The organism is Egbenema bharatensis FJBBOT/2019 (genome assembly GCF_048077055.1).
In the GTDB taxonomy this organism is placed as follows: domain Bacteria; phylum Cyanobacteriota; class Cyanobacteriia; order Elainellales; family Elainellaceae; genus Egbenema; species Egbenema bharatensis.
Window position 1 is genome coordinate 6028573 of sequence record NZ_CP182236.1, and the last position, 18022, is coordinate 6046594.

An 18022-nucleotide genomic window follows, 5' to 3' on the forward strand; every position below is an offset into this window, starting at 1 on the left:
GCTCGTAGGGGCGAAGCATTTGTGGCAAGACGTATTGCTTGAAACAAGAGTTTTCTACGCAAATGCTTCGCCCCTACTGGATTAATATTCTTGATTCGCATCGGCATTCCAGTGGTAAAGCTGTTTGGCTGAAGCAACCCGTTGAAACTCTTTCGGATCGTAGGTAAATCCTGCTTTCGCCAATAGTTCTTCTACAGATGCATAATCTGCTGCCGTCATCGGTTCGATTTGGGCATCTGCTCCCAGCGATTTAATCTTTCCGCGAATGTAGATCACTGCTTCATATAATGAATCACCCAAGGCATCTCCGGCATTTCCACAAACCACGATCCGTCCTGCCTGCGCCATAAAGGCAGAAAAACTGCCCACACTCCCGCCCACCACAATATCGCCTCCCTTCAGGGAAATGCCGCAGCGCAACCCCGCATCCCCATCAATGACCAGCAGCCCCCCGTGCGCCGAAGCACCCGCCGAAACGGAGGCAAAGCCCTTGACGTGAACCCGCCCGGACATCATATTTTCCGCCACGCTGGGGCCTGCATTACCATGGATGGTGACAGTGGCTAACTTGTTCATTCCAGCCGCATAGTAGCCGACGTGCCCCTGAATTTCCACCTGAATCGGGGCATCGATGCCAACTGCGATATTGTGTGCCCCATCGGGATTCAGAATCTGAATGGTTTGCCCGCCGTTATGCAAAGGGTCTTGGTGCAGAAATTGATTCACGTCTCGTAAAGGCGTTTGGGCTAAATCAAAGGTTAAACCGTCCATACGTACATTTCCTCCGGTGCTGGCTCGTAGAGGTGAGCCTGTTTCACGTTGGGTAGGTGGGCGAGGGAACGAAATTCTGATGAAATTGCGACGTAATCTTCTGTTTCAGCGACGATCGCCGGTTTACAGGCAAAGGCATCCCGTACCAGAGCCAGTTTGTCTGCGGTGCCCATCAAGAAGGTGTAGAAGCCGTCCAATTCTGCAAATCCGGTTTGGATTGCCTGTTCCAAATCGTCTCCTTCCCGCATTCGCCACTCCAGAAAACGGCAGGCAGCTTCCGTGTCATTATCCGTTTCAAATTGAATTCCTAAGGGTTCCAGTTGCCGACGAATCATGTAGGGATTGGACAATGAACCATTATGCACCAAACAAAAATCCTCTCCCGCTGTAAAGGGATGGGCGTGGGCAGGCGTGACAGCAGATTCAGTCGCCATGCGGGTATGTCCAACGGCATGGGAACCTTTGAGCGATCGCAGGTGATACCGTTCTGCTACCTGAGCCGGACTGCCTGTGTCTTTGTACAGGTCGATCGTTTGTCCGGTGGAAAGCAGGTGCAGGTGGGGGTAGTGTGACCGAAACCAGGGTTTGACCTGGTCTGGAGACTGATCGGCAGAAAAGACCGCGTGATTGCCCTGGGATCGCACATCTGGCTGGCTACCAAACTCGGTGTGAAAAGCAGCGGCGATCGTGTCCCAGTCCACCGCTTTGCTGCCGGAATAAAGGCTGTATTTGCGGTAGCCGCCTGGAAGGGTTTCGGTGAAGACTGCCAGTCCCGCCGAGTCGGGGCCGCGTTCCCCCATTCCCACCAGCATTGGCACCACTAATTCCCCCAGGGAATCCCGCAACTCTGGATTTTTAATCAGTAAACCCACAATGCCACACATGGTTCATCCACTCCCGTTAGAAAATCCCGTTAGAAAAACTCCAGATAGCGTTGCACTTCCCAGTCGGAAACGTGGCGCATATATTCCACCCATTCCATCTGCTTCAGGGTAATGAATTCCTCCGCCATTACCCCCAGGGCGTTTTTAATCACCTGATCCTCTGCCAGAGCATCCAGTGCTTCCTTTAAGTTTTGCGGCAAGGTGCGAATGCCTTTATCTTTTAAATCTGCCTCAGAGAGATCGTAGAGGTTAATATTATAGGGATCACCCGGTTCCAGTTCATTTTCAATCCCGTCTAATCCGGCAGCAATCACAGCGGCAGTGGCTAAATAGGGATTGCAGGAACCGTCGGGAAGCCGGAGTTCCAACCGCTCGCCGGGCGCGCGAACCAGACTCGATCGATTATTATCCCCGTAGGTAATGTAGGCGGGTGCCCAGGTGGCTCCACTCAGCGATCGTCCCACCACCAGACGTTTGTAGGAGTTGACCGTGGGGGCGCAGATGGCGGCCAGCGCAGAAGCATGGGTCAAAAGCCCAGCCAGGAAGTGATAGGCGAGTTTCGATAATCCCAATTGTCGCGGATCAGTATTGTCGTAAAATAGATTTTTTGTGCCCTCCCACAGGGATAAATGCATATGCATTCCCGTTCCTGTACGATTGCTGAATGGTTTTGGCATGAAGGAGCAAATCAATCCCATACTTTTAGCAATTTCTGCGGCAGCCATTTTGAAAAAGATGTGGCGATCGGCAGTCTTCAAGCAATCCGCATAGGTGTAATTAATCTCAAATTGCCCATTCGCATCTTCGTGATCGATTTGATACACATCAAATCCAGCTATGAGCAAACTCTCGACCAACTTCTCGATAAAAACGCGACTACGAGATAAGCCTTTGTAATCGTAACAGGGTTTATCCAACACATCCGAATCATCGGCGGGAACAATCCGTCCAGTGGCATCTTTTTTTAGCAAAGACAATTCCGGTTCAATGCCCATATTCAGCACCCAACCCTTCTGCGTCAGCCGATCGATTTGCTGCATCAGAATGTAGCGCGAGTCGTAGGGATGAGGTTCACCGTCCACATGACCCACACACACCATCCGCGCAAAGCCCGGCATCCAGGGCACTAAGGTGAGGGTATTCGGATCACCGATCGCCATAAAATCATGGCTGTTGGGCTGCTGTCCCATGCCCCACAGGGCAAAACCAGCAAAGCCTGCACCCGGATCAAGGATGTCATCAAAGTGGGAAGCTGGAACCGCTTTGGTTTTGGCGACTCCGTGCATATCCACAAACTGGGCCAGAACGAACCTGACCTGATGGGCTTCGAGAAACTGTTTTGCCTCTGCGGGTGTCATTGCCTGTTCTCCACTATTCACTACCAGATTGAACCAACTCCAGAAACCGTTCCGCTCCGATCGCCCCACCTCCTAATTCCACTGCGATCGCCAGCAGGGTGCGCCAGAGATACCTGCCAAACGTACCATCACACCAGAGCCGATAACAGGGCAATCCGCTACATTCTCCCGGAATGATGGTGACAGTCACACCCACCATTGAAGTCAAAACTACGGGACGATCGCCCAGGGAAAGTGCCCGAAAGTTAACGCTGCACGTCTGCCGTAACAGATCGTCTACAGCATCACCACACAGCCCGATCGCCAAGTCCTGACGCAACACAGGATACACCCTTACGGGGGGCGTTTGACAAGCTTCTGAGAGATGGGTCGCAAATTGACTGTGGAGCGAATCTTCAACGAGAAATTCACTGATTCCTAACCGCGCCCCAATACCACCATCGGGAAGAGGTCGCCAACTGTTAGGACGATCGCTGACTGAAATCCCCTGGCTGGCTAACCAATCGGCGGCTCCTGCTCCCTTTACCCCAAAGCGGGTCAGAAACGAGAGATCGGTGATGCCTAAACGAGCCGCATTGTCCTGATCCTGCGGTGTTGTCACCAGGGCAGGCATGCTGTTGATGGCACGCCAACTGCCCGCAAGCACCTGTAACTCTGTATGAATGGGACTGAGCCGGAGAGCCGTCTTCATACTGTCACCTCCGATCGCACCACAGTTTCCTGTTGCCGCAGGTTGTCTGGATCGTAGAAAGGCGTGGGACAAACCGTTGCCGTAATTCGCGTACCGTCGGAGAGACGAATTGAGAAGGGAGTGCCGATCGTCGCCAGGTTGGGGTCAAGGTACGCTAACCCAATGTAGCGATCGAGGGTGGGGCTGAAGGCGATACTGGTGACTCGTCCGGCGATTTCGTTGTCCTGGATCACCAGATGACACTCCTGGGGAGCTGTTCCCTGGAAATTTGGCTCTAACATGAAGCCGACCAGCTTCTGTTTAATCAGTTTTTGCTGAAAAACCTGTAAGCTGCGTTGCCCGATGAAAAACGGTTTGTCCATTTTCACTGCCCAGTTCAAACCTGCGGCGATCGGCGTGGTCAATCCATCCGTATCCTGTCCCACGATCAAATGTCCTTTCTCCAACCGCAACAGCCGCTGTGCCTCCACGCCAAAGGGCTGAATCCCGTAGGGCTGTCCCGCTGCCATCAGCGCATCCCACAGAGCCGGAGCCGATTCTGCCGCCACATGAATTTCATAGCCCCACTCTCCCACAAAGCCCACCCGCATTAACAGAGCCGGAATGCCCGCGACGATCGCCTCTCGCACTGCCAGGTAAGGAAAGGCGGCACCGGACAAATCCAGATCGGTGAGTTGGGACAGCACTTCACGGGCACGGGAACCTGCCAGATTAACAGCCGATCGCGCTCCAGTGAGATTGACTAAACCGCAGTCGAGTTGCCACATCACGTTGAGGCGAGTCAGTTCCCGGTAAATGGCAGCCGCGCCGGAGGTGGTGGTTGTAAAGTAAAAATGATTTTCTCCTAACCGGGCGATCACCCCATCATCTATCACCACACCCGCTTCATCCAGCATCAGAGCATAGCGCGTCATGCCCACCTTTAGCTTCCTGTACCGTCCGGTGTAGACCCGTTCCAGGAATTCAACGGCTCCTGCCCCCCGCAGTTCTAACTTACCCAATGTGCCGACATCAATTAATCCAACTCGCTGACGAACCGCATTCACCTCTGAGGCAATACATTCTTCCCGATTCTTTCCGATTTGTCGATAATACTCCGGTCGTCGCCAGGCTCCCGCCAGCATGAACTTTGCATTCAATGAAGTATGGCGATCGTGTAAAGGTGTATACCGTTCGGGAATAAATCCACGTCCTGCCAGGTGAGACATCGGGACGGGATGAAAGAAGGGACGGGCTGTGGTGGTTCCCACTTCACCAGGGGTTTGATTGGTAATTCGCGCCAGAATCCGTAGGGCGTTCATGTTGGAATGCTTGCCCTGGCTGGGACTCATTCCCACGGTCGTATAGCGTTTCAGCAGTTCAATATTATCAAACCCTTCCTGAGCAGCATTGTAAAAATCCTTGAGCTGAAGATCCTCATCAAAATCAACGAAATTTTTACCCTTGGGATGGGGCACGATCGCCCAGGGAGGGGATGGTGAGGGGCGATCGTTCCACCCCGGTAGGGGCGAAGCATTCGGATCAAAAGGTTGATTTAAGCCAGAAACATAATCTGCCGAATGCTTCGCCCCTACGTAACCCACAAACAACGCCGATTCACGTCCGGCCCGTTGACCATCCTGGATTTTTTGCTCGAAATCAAACACCCCATTTACCCGCCCACAGGCAAATATCCCATCCGGCAACTGCTCCGGAACGAATTGCTGCAGGGCATCATCAAACCGCATTTTCGCTCCAGCCTGATACAGCAAATTTGCAGCCGGTGCCCAACCTACACTCATGACAATTCCATCACAACCGATCGCCTGTTTCGCTTCCAGTTGAGGAACTCCATGAGAATCGATCGGACAAATTACGGCACTGGAAACACCATCAGTTGCAGCATGGGATTTGGCTTCATAAATACAATGTCCTAAGTAAACTGGAATACCATGCGATCGTATCGAGTCTATGATTTTACCGTCAGGCAAATCAGAACGCAAATCGACGATCGCCTTTACCGTAATCCCATTCGCCGTTAAATCCAGTGCTGCCCGGTATCCATCTAAATTTGCTGTGAATACAACCGCCTCTCGCATCGGCTTCACCGCATAACGGTAAATTAATCGCTGCGCCGCAGAAGCCAGCATCACCCCCGGTAAATCATTATTGCGAAATACCGCAGGCTGTTCATAGACCCCACTGGCAACAATCACCGCTTTCGATCGCATTTTGGAGATGTAATCTCGATGCACCAATGGCACCCACTGATCAGCATAGTATCCGGCTGCCTGGGTTCCCGTGTACAGGCGAATGGAGGGATGATTTGTGACTGCTGCAATTAAGCGAGTTGTTGGCTCAACGTCACCTCGATCGCCTCCCCGTTGATAGCTCTCTGAACCGCCTGCCTGGGCATTTTCATCGACAATTACCACATCTGCCCCAGCTTCCGCCGCTGCCAGGGCTGCCGCCAGTCCCGACACCCCCGCCCCAACCACCAGCACATCACAAAAATCGTAGCGTTTGGCGGTACGGAGATGAGGCGTGGTGACATCGACCGCTCCGAGTCCGGTCATCTGCCGAATCAGGCGTTCCCAGAAGGGAAAGAGCCGTTTATGATGAAACGCTTTGTAGTAGAAACCAACTGGCAGAAAGGGCGAAAAGACATCCAGCACCTTCGCCCGATCGCCTATCACTCCCCCGAAGGTATTGACCGCCGAGAGGGACAGTTCCGGCTCGATCGGGGTGACATCTGCCCGCACGTTGAGTCGCTGCCCTGACTGCATCAAGGCATGGACATCATGATTTGCCAGAGAGAAAATTCCCCGTGGACGGTGGTACTTAAAACTGCGTCCCAATACCCGCTGTCCAGATGCCCACAGTGCTGAGGCGATCGTGTCTCCGGCATAGCCCCGGTAGCGCGTGCCCTCAAAGGTAAAGGAAATCATCTGGCTGCGATCGATCCATTCGCCAGAAATGGGAGGTAAGCGATCGGTCATGCGACCTCCTCCCCGTACAGATAAGTTCGGATAATTTCATCGGTCAATGTATTCCGTTCCGCCAGAAACCAGGTGTTGCTGGGCGTATGACACCACCATTCGGTTTTGATGTCGGGAATGCCGCTGCGGTAAAAAACGTATTCTGCCCAGGTGCGATCGTCTGTCGTAGTGGGATCAGGCATGGGACGCACTTCACCCCCGTAGAGAAACTCTGATACTGGTCTGGCTCCGTTAATCGGACAGGTCATCAATTTCATGGCTCATTCTTGGAATATTGCAGGGCAGTATTAAAGTGTTCTACCGTTGGAAACGGTTCATAGAAGTGATGGAGAAGCTGCTTCCACTCCTGGTAAACAGAGGATTGTCGGAAGCCAACGGTGTGATCCTCCAGCGATCGCCACTGAACCAAAAGCAAATATTTTCCGGGTTCCTCAATGCAGGAATGCAACGCATGGGAAATGTAACCGTCTATGGAGGCAATCAGCGGTGAGGCTTGCCGAAAGGCCTGTTCAAACGCCTGCTCTTGTCCCTGCTTTATGTGCAATATTGCGGCTTCAAGAATCATCTTCTGTTATCCTTCTGCATACTCAAATTAATGCCCAACCGAAGCCGCTCCTTTTTCACCTACTAATTCATAATTAGTAAATCGATCGAGAGAAAAATCTTGAATCAGTTCATGATTCTGGTCATTCGCTACTGTATACGCCATCGTCTTTCCACAAACCGGGGTTGCTTTGAATCCCCAGGTGCCCCACCCCGCATCTAAATAAAATCCGGCGATCGGTGTTTTACCCATGATCGGCGCAAAGTCGGGAGTCATATCTGCCATTCCTGCCCACTGCCGCACAATGTTGACATGGGATAAAAAGGGGAAGAGATCCAGCATTCGCGCTGCCAATCCTTCTGCAAAATCAAAAGTCGATCGCGTCGAATGTAATTCGTAGGGATCAAGGGATGCTCCCATCACCAGTTCTCCCCGTGCCGTCTGGCTGACATAAACATGTAAACTCCCAGAAACGATAATTGGATCAAGCCAGGGCTTCATCGGTTCGCTGACGAGGGCCTGAAGGGGATGAATGTAGAGGGGCGATCGCAATCCCACCATTTGTAACAAACGGGGTGTAAATCCAGCCACGGCACAGAGTACTTTTGAGGTGGAAATTTCGCCTCGATTCGTCCACACTCCAGTAATGCGATCGTCCTTTACCGTGATATTTAATACTTCTGTTTGCTGGTGAATCTCTACCCCTCGCTGATCTGCCCCTCGTCCATAACCCCATGCCACCGCATCATGGCGGGCAATACTTCCAGGCGCATGGTAGAGCGCACCCAGGACTGGAGCATGCCCCCCACAGTCCAGATCTAAATGGGGACAGGCTTGCTGAATTTTCTCTGGACTCACCAACTCACTCTTAATCCCAAAATGCTTATTCACCTCCGATCGCCAGCGCATGGTTCGTACTGCCGCATCGGTATGGGCTAACGTAAAATGTCCTCTGGTGGAATAAAACAGATTCAGATCAAAATCCTGGGACAAATCCTGCCACAGCCGCACCGATTCATCATAAAACTTCACCCCTTCTGGCGTGAGATAGTTAGAGCGAATAATCGTCGTATTTCGTCCCGTATTTCCTCCGCCGATATAACCCTTCTCCAGCACCGCCACCTTCGTCATGCCATAATCTCGCGCCAGATAATACGCTGCCGCCAACCCGTGCCCACCCCCTCCAATGATCACCGCATCGTAGGAGGACTGGAGGCGATCGGGTTGCCGAAACATCCGGGGTTCAGGGTAATTCGATCGGGCAAACTTGAGTAATCGAAGCGGCATACATTCCCCGACAGGAGATCATTTGAAATGTGCGAATTGCTAATTATAGTGCCCCAAAGTTTCATGGTTGTCAACAAAATTTCCTCTCACTACACAAAGGTATGTCATGATTAGGAAACTTCGATCGCCCTCACAACAAAGGAATTCTAATCAGGTTCTATTGCCCCCAATGCCTGCAATGTTGCCTTTTGCGCGTCAGTTAAACCTGTGACTCCCGCAATGTTCATCCCCTCGTAGGGACGATCGGCTCTCAGGGTTTTCAAGCATTCTCCAGTGCTGGCATCCCAAAGCTTAATAGTTGCATCCGCACTGCTGCTTGCCAGAATGCGATCGGAGTGATCTGCCTCTCCCACTGGACACCACGCCACTGAACCCACCTGGCTTATATGACCTTTCAGAATGTTCAAACATTCTCCTGTATCTGCCTGCCACAGCCGAATGGTTCGGTCTTCAGACCCGCTAGCGAGGATTTGCCCATCCGGACACCACGCCACCGTTCTCACCATATCGCCGTGTCCCTGCAAGATGTTCAGACATTCTCCTGTACTGGCATTCCATAGCCGAACGGTTTGGTCATCGCAACCGCTAGCAAGGGTTTTGCCATCCGGACTCCAGGCGACAGACTTCACCCAGGCAGTATGTCCCGTCAAGACGTGCAAACAATCCCCTGTTCTGGCATCCCACAGGCGAATGGTTTGATCATCAGACCCACTGGCAACGGTTTTACCATCTGGATGCCAAGCCACAGCCCAGATATGGCTGCTGTGTCCCTGCAAAATTTTTAGACAGTCTCCCGTGCTGGCATCCCACAGCCGCACCGTTTTGTCATTTGATGCACTGGCAAGGATTTGTCCGTCGGGACTCCAGGCAACCGCCCAAACCCAGGCATGATGCCCTGCCAGCGTTTTCAGGCATTGCTCTGTGTCCGGATCGCAGAGCCGCACCATTGCATCAAAAGAAGCAATAGCAAGAGTTTTGCCATTAGGACTCCAGGCTAACCCCCAAAAGCGATGGCATCCTGTCAGGCTTTTCACACACTGCCCCTGCTGAACATCCCACAACCGCACCCGTCGATCGCCACTACTACTGGCAAGGATTCGTCCATCCGGCTTCCAGCCAATTGTAAAGACAGAATTGCTATACCCCTGCAAGGTTTTCACCCCCTGCCCCTGCTGGACATCCCACAACCGCACCGTTTGATCACAACCACTGGCAAGGGTCTGTCCGTCTGGACTCCACGCCATTGCCCAAATTGCGTTTGTGTGTCCCTGCAAAATTTTGAGGCACTGTCCTGTATAGGTGTCCCAAATTCTGATGGTTTGGTCTGCATTCCCGCTGGCGAGCAGTGTGCCATTCAGATGCCAATCCACCACCAGCACTGAACGATGCTCTTGTAGCGTTTTGAGACATTGACCGATCGCCACATCCCAGATTTTGATGGTTTGGTCTTCACTGCCGCTTGCTAGCTTTTTTCCGTCGGGACTCCAGGCAACCGACCAAACGATATTGCGATGTCCTGATAGGGTTTTCAGGCATTTTCCGGTGTGGAGATCCCAGAGCCGAATGGTGTGATCTTGAGATCCGCTGGCAAGGAGGTTTCCATCCGGACTCCAGGCAACCGCAACCGCCCAATTGCTATGCCCCTGCAAGGTTTTCAGGCACTCTTTGCTGCGCACATCCCACAGCCAGATCTGGTTGCTATCTCCACAACTGGCGAGAATATGCCCATCGGGATGCCAAGCCACCGACTTGGATGGATTACTGCGATCGCCCTGCAAGACTGCCAGACAATTACCCGTCTTCGCATCCCAAAGCCTCACCCCCCATTGGTCTTCACTGCCGCTCGCCAGCATGTGACCATCGGGACTCCAGGCAACCGCCCAAACTCGGCTGGTGTGTCCCCGCAAGGACAGTTTCGGCTGACCATCGGCAATTTGCCACAGATGCACAAGATTGTCGTCTCCTCCGGTGGCTAAAAGCTGACCATCTGGGCTGAAGGCGATCGAGTGAATAAAGCCAAACGTTTGGGTGAAGCGGGCTTTGGAGAGGTCAGCATGGGCAAAATTAACCTGACGGAGGTTAATATCCTGGAGATCGGCTTGCCAGAGGCTGAGGTATGAGAAGTCGGAGCCGCGCAGGTCAACCTGGAGGTGGCGCAGTAGATTGATGATGTTACCGCCTGCATAACCCGCCTGATGGGGGAACTCAGTCTGCAACCGATAGACAATTTGCTTCAGTTGATATTCAATCTCTTTTTGAGAGCCTAAGCGATGCTGCAAGCGGTTGATCAACGGCATCAAAATCACGCGGATCTGGCTGTCTCGAACGTAGTCTTTGTCCTGCGCTTTAATCAGAGCATGGGTTTGCAGGAGGAACTCAGGGGGTAAGGGAACGGGGGATGAACGATCGGCAATTTCGTCACAAATGCGATCGATTAGCGTTTCGGTGACATATTCCATCACGACGGGTTGCAAGGTAAATTGACCTGCATTGGCTTCCATCAACGATCGCCCCTGCAACCGTTGGAGTGCGTTCATCAATTGGATCGGAGAGACGCTGCCATACAAATCTGCCTGGAGTTGGGCAAAGGAAACCCATTCTCGGTCGATCGCCAGCCAGAGCATAATCTGTTTTTCCAGGAGCGACAGACGATTGTAGTGTTGTTCAATTAGGTCGAAAACGTCACCAAACAGCGTCACATTTTGTTCTAAAAATAGGGCAATGTCGCCACCAAATAAGTCACGAATCGTCGTTGCAACAATTTTTAATGCTAGAGGATTGTAGTGATACCGTTCGCACAACGTCTGTTTTTGCGCTTCTGACCCGGTTAATCCAACTGCTTTCAGCAGTGTGCAAGATGCTTCTGGAGAACCCTTCAGAAACAAATCCCGTACGGCGGGATTCCCTTCTAGTTGAGCCGCCTGAGCACATTGTTCTCGTGTCGTGACGATTAAACAGCCTTGATGGCGGGTTTCTGCCACCACACGCAGCAATTCTGCATAGGCTTCATAACCGGGGCGATACTGTCCAGACCGCTCCCCGGTTTCCAACAGCGTTTCTGCATTGTCGAGAACCACCAGACAGCGATGATTTCGTAAACACTGAAGGAATGTGCTGAGGTCTGCCTGGGTTTGCTGCTGTCCTGAAAGGAAGGGAACCAGTTCTGCCAGCAGCGTTTCCAGAGGTGGGGCATTGCGGAGCGATCGCCAAATCACATAGGTAAATTGGTCTTGAATCTGCTCTGCCAGCTTGACGGAGAGAGCCGTTTTGCCAACACCACCGATTCCGATTATCCCAATCAGGCGGCAATTGTCTTGCAGAATCCAGTCGGCAAGGGTAGCAAGTTCTGCACTGCGTCCATAAAACGTTGAAACATCGGGTGCCTCTCCCCAATCCTGGACGATCGAATTCACCGGCAATGGTTGCTCGAATGGGATTCCCTCTGGCTGAAGATAATCTTGCTCAGTCAAGGTCAGGTTAAAAGCGCAAAAGAATTCCTCCAGGGTTTGGCGATCGACGGCAATTTTGCAACTTTGCAGCCGCGTAATGGAACGAACGCTTAACCCGGTTAACTCACTCAATTGTTCTAAGGTGTAGGCATACCCCCGATTGGCAGTAATAGCAGCCTGCTCCTGAGCTTCCTGAAGCCGCTGCAAACCTAGAGGCGACAGCACCACGCCCCGACGCTTGCGTTTTGGAACAGGTTTAGTCATTGTTAACGATCGTGAAGTGAATTTATGCTGCGGATGCCTGACTCCATTACACATCACCCATGCAACCGGAACATCCGTAGCGATCGAGCCAGTTAATCTCAATTTATCAATGTTGTGGGCAATAGAGGCGTGAGATAAGCCAAACTTATCGGCTTCTATTTCATCTCGAAAGACACAAATTAGGTAAAGACTACAACTGCCAATACACCTTTTCCAGATTGCAGCATAAGTGACCGATCGCCGGATTCGTTCTTTCCTAAAAAGGTTGAAAGCATTGTGGCATCAAGCTTTTGATCTTAAAACTCAATCTTTTTTAAAGGCAAAACTTAAGTGACCTGCTTAAGTGACTAAATGTCCTGGACGTTTTCGCTTTGTCAAGTCAAAGTGAGTGTATTAGATGCAGTGACAGGTTCAAATCACATTCAGTTGCGGGATAAAATTAGGAGCTTTATTCTTGACTGCTTAGATATCGTGGTATTTTTTGTCGCTATTTTTATCCTTATTTGTATCCTTACTGCATTCAGTTTTATCGACGTTAATCAGGTGCGATCGGATTAGGGATCGCAATAAAATGTCATCCCAATCGTTGCGTAAGGGCACACAGCAGTGTGCCCCTACCCGGGATGGTACTTTTCCGCATACCCCTTAATCGATCGCAGCACCTTACATCTAAGCATCACTCTGCAAAAAACAAAACAAACTTCAAGACATAAGGATGAACGAAAATGGCGAACTATTACGGTTCCAAGGGAAATGATACACTCACAGGAAGCCCTGATGCTGATCATATGTTTGGCAGGGAGGGGAATGATGTCCTATATGGCGGGAATGGTAACGACAATCTCTACGGTGAGGCGGGTCACGATTTCCTCGCTGGTGAGGCAGGAAATGATTACATAGCAGGATACTTCGGTAATGATACGCTTCTGGGCGGTGACGGTAATGATACCCTCAGCGGCGAAGCAGATAACGATGCTTTAGATGGTGGCTTTGGTACAGATTATCTCTATGGAGGAGGAGGGCATGACAGACTTGCAGGTGGGTTCGACGACTCCGACGACTACCTCTACGGTAACGATGGCAACGACACTCTCTATGGCGGTGGCGGCAATGATTTTCTAGATGGCGACGTTGGCGACGATCGGATGTATGGCGAGAATGGCAACGATAAGCTGTATGCTTGGTTGGGCAATGATTACCTGGATGGCGGTGATGGTCATGACCTGCTTCATGGTCAAGGGGGTTCTGATACCCTCTATGGCAGCTTAGGGAACGATACCCTGATTGCAGGTGGTGATGAAGCTTATGACTACTTAAGTGGCGGTGAAGGCAACGATCGGCTTGAAGCTGGCCCTGGAAACGACATTGCCTATGGCGACGCTGGAAATGACACGATCTACGGCGGCTCTGGCAATGATAGGCTCTATGGCAACGGAGAGGATGACTACCTGTTTGCTTCTGATGGCAATGATACTCTAGTTGGCGGTGCTGGCAACGACTATCTTGACGGTCACTTGGGCTATGACATTGCCACTTACTCTGGGTTCTACACCGAATATAATGCCAGTTTTACCAGTAATGGAGCAGTCCAAATCACGGGTAAGGAAGGCACTGATCTCCTGTATGGAATTGAACGGATCTACTTCGGTGATGGAGGATTCTACAACGTTTACACCGGAGATGCGAACAATAACAATCTCGCTGCCGATGCCAATGTCTGGTCGTTACTCTATGGCGGTGATGGCAACGATACGCTGACGGGAGGCAACTACAATGACACGCTGACCGGGGGCAATGGTGATGATCTTTTGATTGGTGGGAATGGCCAAGATCTTTTGATTGGCGGGAATGGCAGAGACACCCTTTATGGTGGTTTAAGCGCGGACAAATTCAGGTTCAACCTCAAAACGGAAGGCATTGACATCATCAAAGACTTTAACCGCACTGAAGGTGACAAGATTGAAATTGTCAAATCAAGTTTTGGTGCAACTTCTCTAAACCAATTCAGCTACAACAGCACGACGGGTGCCCTGTTATTTGGTACAACTCAGTTAGCGACGATCGAGAATAAGCCTGCCGGGTTCTCGGTTCATAGCGATGTGGTTCTGGTATGAGGACGTATTGAGTTTATCTAAGTTCATCAGGTGAATTGTTCTTAGGAGGGGGAAATAGCGTACCCTGTTGGAGCGCAATACCCGGTCGGGGCGCAGGTTGGGGCGCAGGTTGGGGCGCACTGCTGTGCGCCCTTACAGCAGATTTCTTCATTCTGCTTCTTTGTCCGGGCAGGCAAGATGCCCACCCCACAAAAAATTCAGGGATTAAACTGATAATACCTGATTCGGAAATCATTATGAAGTCATTAAAGATTGAAAGGAGACAATTCAATGACAACGCTACAGACTGAAACTATCCATGAAACAGGAATTGATTATTTATCTCTGGCAGAATCTTTGGGAAAACAATTTGCTGAAAGAGAAGTTGAAGCGGATGAGAGTGATTTATTTGTTGCGGATAACATTGCTCGGTTAAAAGCAGCTGGGTTCGTGACAGCCGGTGTTCCAGCAGAACTGGGGGGTAGTGGAGTTAGCTATGCCGATCTCTGCGCCATACTACGCCTCCTGGGATACCATTCCAGCTCAACAGCACTGGCATTTTCAATGCATACTCATCAGGTGATGATCCCCGCCTGGCGTTGGTACCATCAGAAAGCTCCGGTGGATGGATTACTCAGACGAATAGCCGCAGAACAACTGATCCTACTCAGCAGTGGCGGTTCAGATTGGTTGCAGAGTGCTGGTACAGCGACCAAAGTAGACGGGGGATTTCTGATTAATGCTCGCAAAGTATTTGCCAGTGGTGCCCCGATCGCAGACTTGTTGATGACCAGTGCAGTTTATGATGATCCGGACAAGGGAACTACTGTCTTACATTTTGCAGTTCCCATGTCGGCTCAAGGGGTGGCGATCGAGTCAACCTGGCAAGCAATGGGAATGCGGGGAACTGGCTCCCATGACGTGATGTTGTCGGATGTGTTTGTTCCAGATGCAGCAGTTGCGTTACGACGAGAACAGGGAAAATGGCATTTTATCTTTCACCTGATCTCGATGGTGGCAATTCCGTTGATTTATTCCGTGTATGTGGGAGTTGCAGAAGCTGCCCGCGATCGAGTGGTTCAGCTGGCACTCAAACGTGAGGCAGATGAACTGCTCTGCTACAAGATAGGAGGTTTAGACAACGAATTAATGGCCGCAAAGATTGCCCTTCAGCACATGATTTCAACTGCCACAGTTAGCCAACCCAGTTTTGAGGTAACGGCTCAAATCATGTCAGGTCGAACTCTTGTTGCTAAGGCGGTACTGAATGTAGCAGATCTGGCAATGGATATTGCTGGGGGCACTGCGTTCTACCGCAAATTGGGTCTGGAAAAATTGTTCCGTGATGTGCAGGGTGTTCGCTATCATCCTCTGCGAGAGGACGCGCAACGCACGTTGTTAGGACAGTTAGCTTTGGGCTGGGACTTATCTCTGTTGTAGAAGTCTCGATCGCTAATCATAATGCCCCAAAGTTTCATATTTGTCAACAAAATTTCTTACTACTACACAAAGGTGTGTCATGATAATGAAACCTCGATCGCCAACGCCCCTTCTATGAAGTAAACCTCTCCCCATCGCAACTGACCTTCCCTGAACACTGATCTTCCCTTAAACTCTTGTGGGATGGGCATCTTGCCCGTCCAGTTCCCTGCTCTTGTGGGATGGGCATCCTGCCCGTCCAGTTCCCCGCTCTTGTGGGATGGGCATCCTGCCCGTCCATCCATCCCCATTCCCAGGAAAAGACTGCATGGCAGAATTCACCCCACCCCTTACCGCAGCAGACACCGACAACAGCCTCGATCGCTACCTCGGCAACACAGTGCGAGAACTGCGGCAAAAGCATGGACTGACGATCGCGGAAGTTGCCGATCAGGCAGGGATTTCTCGTGGGATGCTGTCAAAAATTGAAAATGCGCAGACTTCCACCAGTCTGGATACCCTGGCGAAATTGGCGAATGCTTTGGGAGTGTCCCTCTCTACCCTGTTCCGCAACTACAATATGCCTGCGGGAGGGGCGCAACTGGTTAAAAGTGGGGAAGGCATGGAAGTGGTGAGGCGCGGCACAAAACGAGGACATACCTACCATTTGCTGGCATACGACCAGGGACCCACGAAACTGTTTGAGCCGTTCTTAATTACAATGGATGACGCTTCAGAGATCTTTCCTACCTTTGAACATCCGGGGATTGAGTTCATTTATATGTTAGAAGGAAAGCTGGAATACCGGCATGGACAGTACACCTACCTGCTGGAACCCGGAGATTCCCTTACCTTTCGCGGCGATATTCCCCACGGGCCGGAGAAATTAATTGATCTACCGATTCGATTTCTTACGATTATTCACTACACTACCACTGAACTGTAGTGAGGATTCTTCTGCTATGATACTAAATACTATGAAATCAACCTATTTTGGCTGTATTTCCTCATTCACAATGTCTTACTGCGCTTCATAAGACTTCATAGGAACTAGCACGATCGCTACATCAGCTAGTACATGGGTTTAGAGACGGATTACATCACCTTTTGTCATAGTTTTGTCACATTGATTTGCAATCCTTAATAACGGAACGTACGTTGAAACGCCATTCAGGTCAAACGGCCGCGATTTTTGGCGAGGACTTTAATATATTAAGGGCACTGCTATGGTTTTCAAACGACGGAATATCCTACAAAACTTGGCGTTAGCTGGCATAGCTGCTGTTGTTGCAGCTTGTGCGGGGGGCGGACAACAAACGGCATCGAACGGAACAGCCGACTGCCCTCGTCCTGCCACGATGGATCAAATGTTTTGCGATCGAGATGGCGATCTAGTCGCTGATCCGCCAGAAGATCCTTCTGAATTTGTTAATCCCGATACTCTGGTGTTTGCCTATACACCCGTTGAAGATCCAGCTGTTTATGAAGGGGTTTGGGCAGAATTTGTTGAGCACTTGTCTGAAGTGACGGGAAGGAATATCGAATTCTTTGCGGTTGATTCTAACGCGGCTCAGTACGAAGCACTCCGAGCAGGACGGCTTCATGTTGCTGGGGTAAACACAGGCGGAGTTCCCTTCGCAGTGAACTTAGCTGGCTTTGTTCCCTTTGCCATGATGGCAGGTGAAGATGGCAGCTTTGGCTACGAGATGGAAATCATTACCCATACAGACAGCGATATTCAGGAGATTTCTGATCTGGAAGGACGGCAACTGGCATTCACCTCTCCTACTTCAAATTCCGGCTTCCTGGCTCCTTCTGCCCTCCTGGAAGGGGAATTTGGATTGAAGGCAGATGAGGACTTTCAGGCCGCCTTCTCTGGGGCGCACGACAATTCCATTTTGGGCGTGCAAAACCAAGATTATGAAGCTGCATCGATCGCCAACTCTGTTCTCACTCGGATGTGTGAACGGGGCGCGGCAGACTGTGATCAGATCCGCACAGTTTATCAATCTGAGACTTTTCCGACAACTGCCTACGGTCATGTTCACAATCTTGATCCTGAGCTGGCAGAGCGCGTACGTGAAGCATTCTTCACCTTTGATTGGACAGGGACTGGTTTAGAAGAAGAGTTTGGGCAGCAGGGTGAATCTCAGTTCATTGAGATTACCTACCAGGAGCGATGGGAAATCATCCGCAACATTCAGGAAATTTAGGGTACGGAATACACCTTGAATTAATCCCTGAAACCCCTGAGATGTTGGCATTGTAAAGAAGCGTAATAAAG

At 50.9% G+C, this 18022-nt stretch carries 13 protein-coding genes; 4 read left to right on the forward strand and 9 right to left on the reverse strand.

The genetic code is table 11. The features are described 5' to 3' along the window. Nucleotides 1-81: 81 nt before the first annotated feature. From ACM1PF_RS28120 to ACM1PF_RS28160, 9 genes are all read right to left on the reverse strand, one after another. Entirely contained in the window at nt 82-771 is a 690-nt protein-coding gene (locus tag ACM1PF_RS28120) for a GltB/FmdC/FwdC-like GXGXG domain-containing protein (RefSeq protein ID WP_416669437.1), read from the reverse strand. Next, a complete protein-coding gene (locus tag ACM1PF_RS28125; protein ID WP_416669439.1) occupies nt 759-1655 on the reverse strand; it encodes a class II glutamine amidotransferase in 897 nt (298 codons plus the stop codon). Before ACM1PF_RS28125 ends, ACM1PF_RS28120 begins: the two co-directional genes overlap by 13 nt. A 29-nt stretch (nt 1656-1684) precedes the next feature. Beyond that, complete coding sequence (gene glnT, locus ACM1PF_RS28130) at nt 1685-3013, reverse strand: type III glutamate--ammonia ligase (RefSeq protein ID WP_416669441.1); 1329 nt, start codon at nt 3011-3013, stop codon at nt 1685-1687. Nucleotides 3014-3026: 13 nt separating this feature from the next. Further along, complete coding sequence (locus ACM1PF_RS28135; protein ID WP_416669443.1) at nt 3027-3704, reverse strand: methylglutamate dehydrogenase; 678 nt, start codon at nt 3702-3704, stop codon at nt 3027-3029. Next, entirely contained in the window at nt 3701-6682 is a 2982-nt protein-coding gene (locus ACM1PF_RS28140; protein WP_416669444.1) for a 2Fe-2S iron-sulfur cluster-binding protein, read from the reverse strand. The genes ACM1PF_RS28135 and ACM1PF_RS28140 overlap by 4 nt, the downstream gene beginning before the upstream one ends. Further along, the gene (locus ACM1PF_RS28145; protein ID WP_416669446.1) at nt 6679-6939 is read right to left on the reverse strand and encodes a sarcosine oxidase subunit delta; all 261 of its coding nucleotides are present in this window, start codon (nt 6937-6939) and stop codon (nt 6679-6681) included. The genes ACM1PF_RS28140 and ACM1PF_RS28145 overlap by 4 nt, the downstream gene beginning before the upstream one ends. Next, nucleotides 6936-7247, reverse strand: a complete 312-nt coding sequence (locus ACM1PF_RS28150; protein ID WP_416669448.1) for an antibiotic biosynthesis monooxygenase family protein — start codon at nt 7245-7247, stop codon at nt 6936-6938. The genes ACM1PF_RS28145 and ACM1PF_RS28150 overlap by 4 nt, the downstream gene beginning before the upstream one ends. A gap of 27 nt (nt 7248-7274) precedes the next feature. Then, on the reverse strand, nt 7275-8513 hold the full coding sequence (locus tag ACM1PF_RS28155; protein ID WP_416669450.1) for an FAD-dependent oxidoreductase: 1239 nt from the start codon (nt 8511-8513) through the stop codon (nt 7275-7277). Between the two features lie 146 nt (nt 8514-8659). Beyond that, entirely contained in the window at nt 8660-12226 is a 3567-nt protein-coding gene (locus ACM1PF_RS28160) for a WD40 domain-containing protein (RefSeq protein WP_416669452.1), read from the reverse strand. 725 nt (nt 12227-12951) lie between these two features. Between ACM1PF_RS28160 and ACM1PF_RS28165 the strand changes: the two genes are divergently transcribed. The 4 genes from ACM1PF_RS28165 (at nt 12952) to phnD (ending at nt 17951) form a co-directional block, all read left to right on the forward strand. After that, nucleotides 12952-14340, forward strand: coding sequence for a calcium-binding protein (locus tag ACM1PF_RS28165; RefSeq protein ID WP_416669454.1), 1389 nt, complete (start codon nt 12952-12954; stop codon nt 14338-14340). Nucleotides 14341-14610: 270 nt separating this feature from the next. Next, on the forward strand, nt 14611-15759 hold the full coding sequence (locus ACM1PF_RS28170) for an acyl-CoA dehydrogenase family protein (RefSeq protein WP_416669456.1): 1149 nt from the start codon (nt 14611-14613) through the stop codon (nt 15757-15759). 307 nt (nt 15760-16066) lie between these two features. Further along, nucleotides 16067-16684 (forward strand): helix-turn-helix domain-containing protein, encoded by a 618-nt coding sequence (locus ACM1PF_RS28175; RefSeq protein ID WP_416669458.1) that lies wholly within the window; start codon nt 16067-16069, stop codon nt 16682-16684. A 280-nt stretch (nt 16685-16964) separates the two neighbouring features. Next, nucleotides 16965-17951, forward strand: coding sequence for a phosphate/phosphite/phosphonate ABC transporter substrate-binding protein (gene phnD / locus ACM1PF_RS28180; RefSeq protein WP_416669460.1), 987 nt, complete (start codon nt 16965-16967; stop codon nt 17949-17951). Nucleotides 17952-18022: the final 71 nt, after the last annotated feature.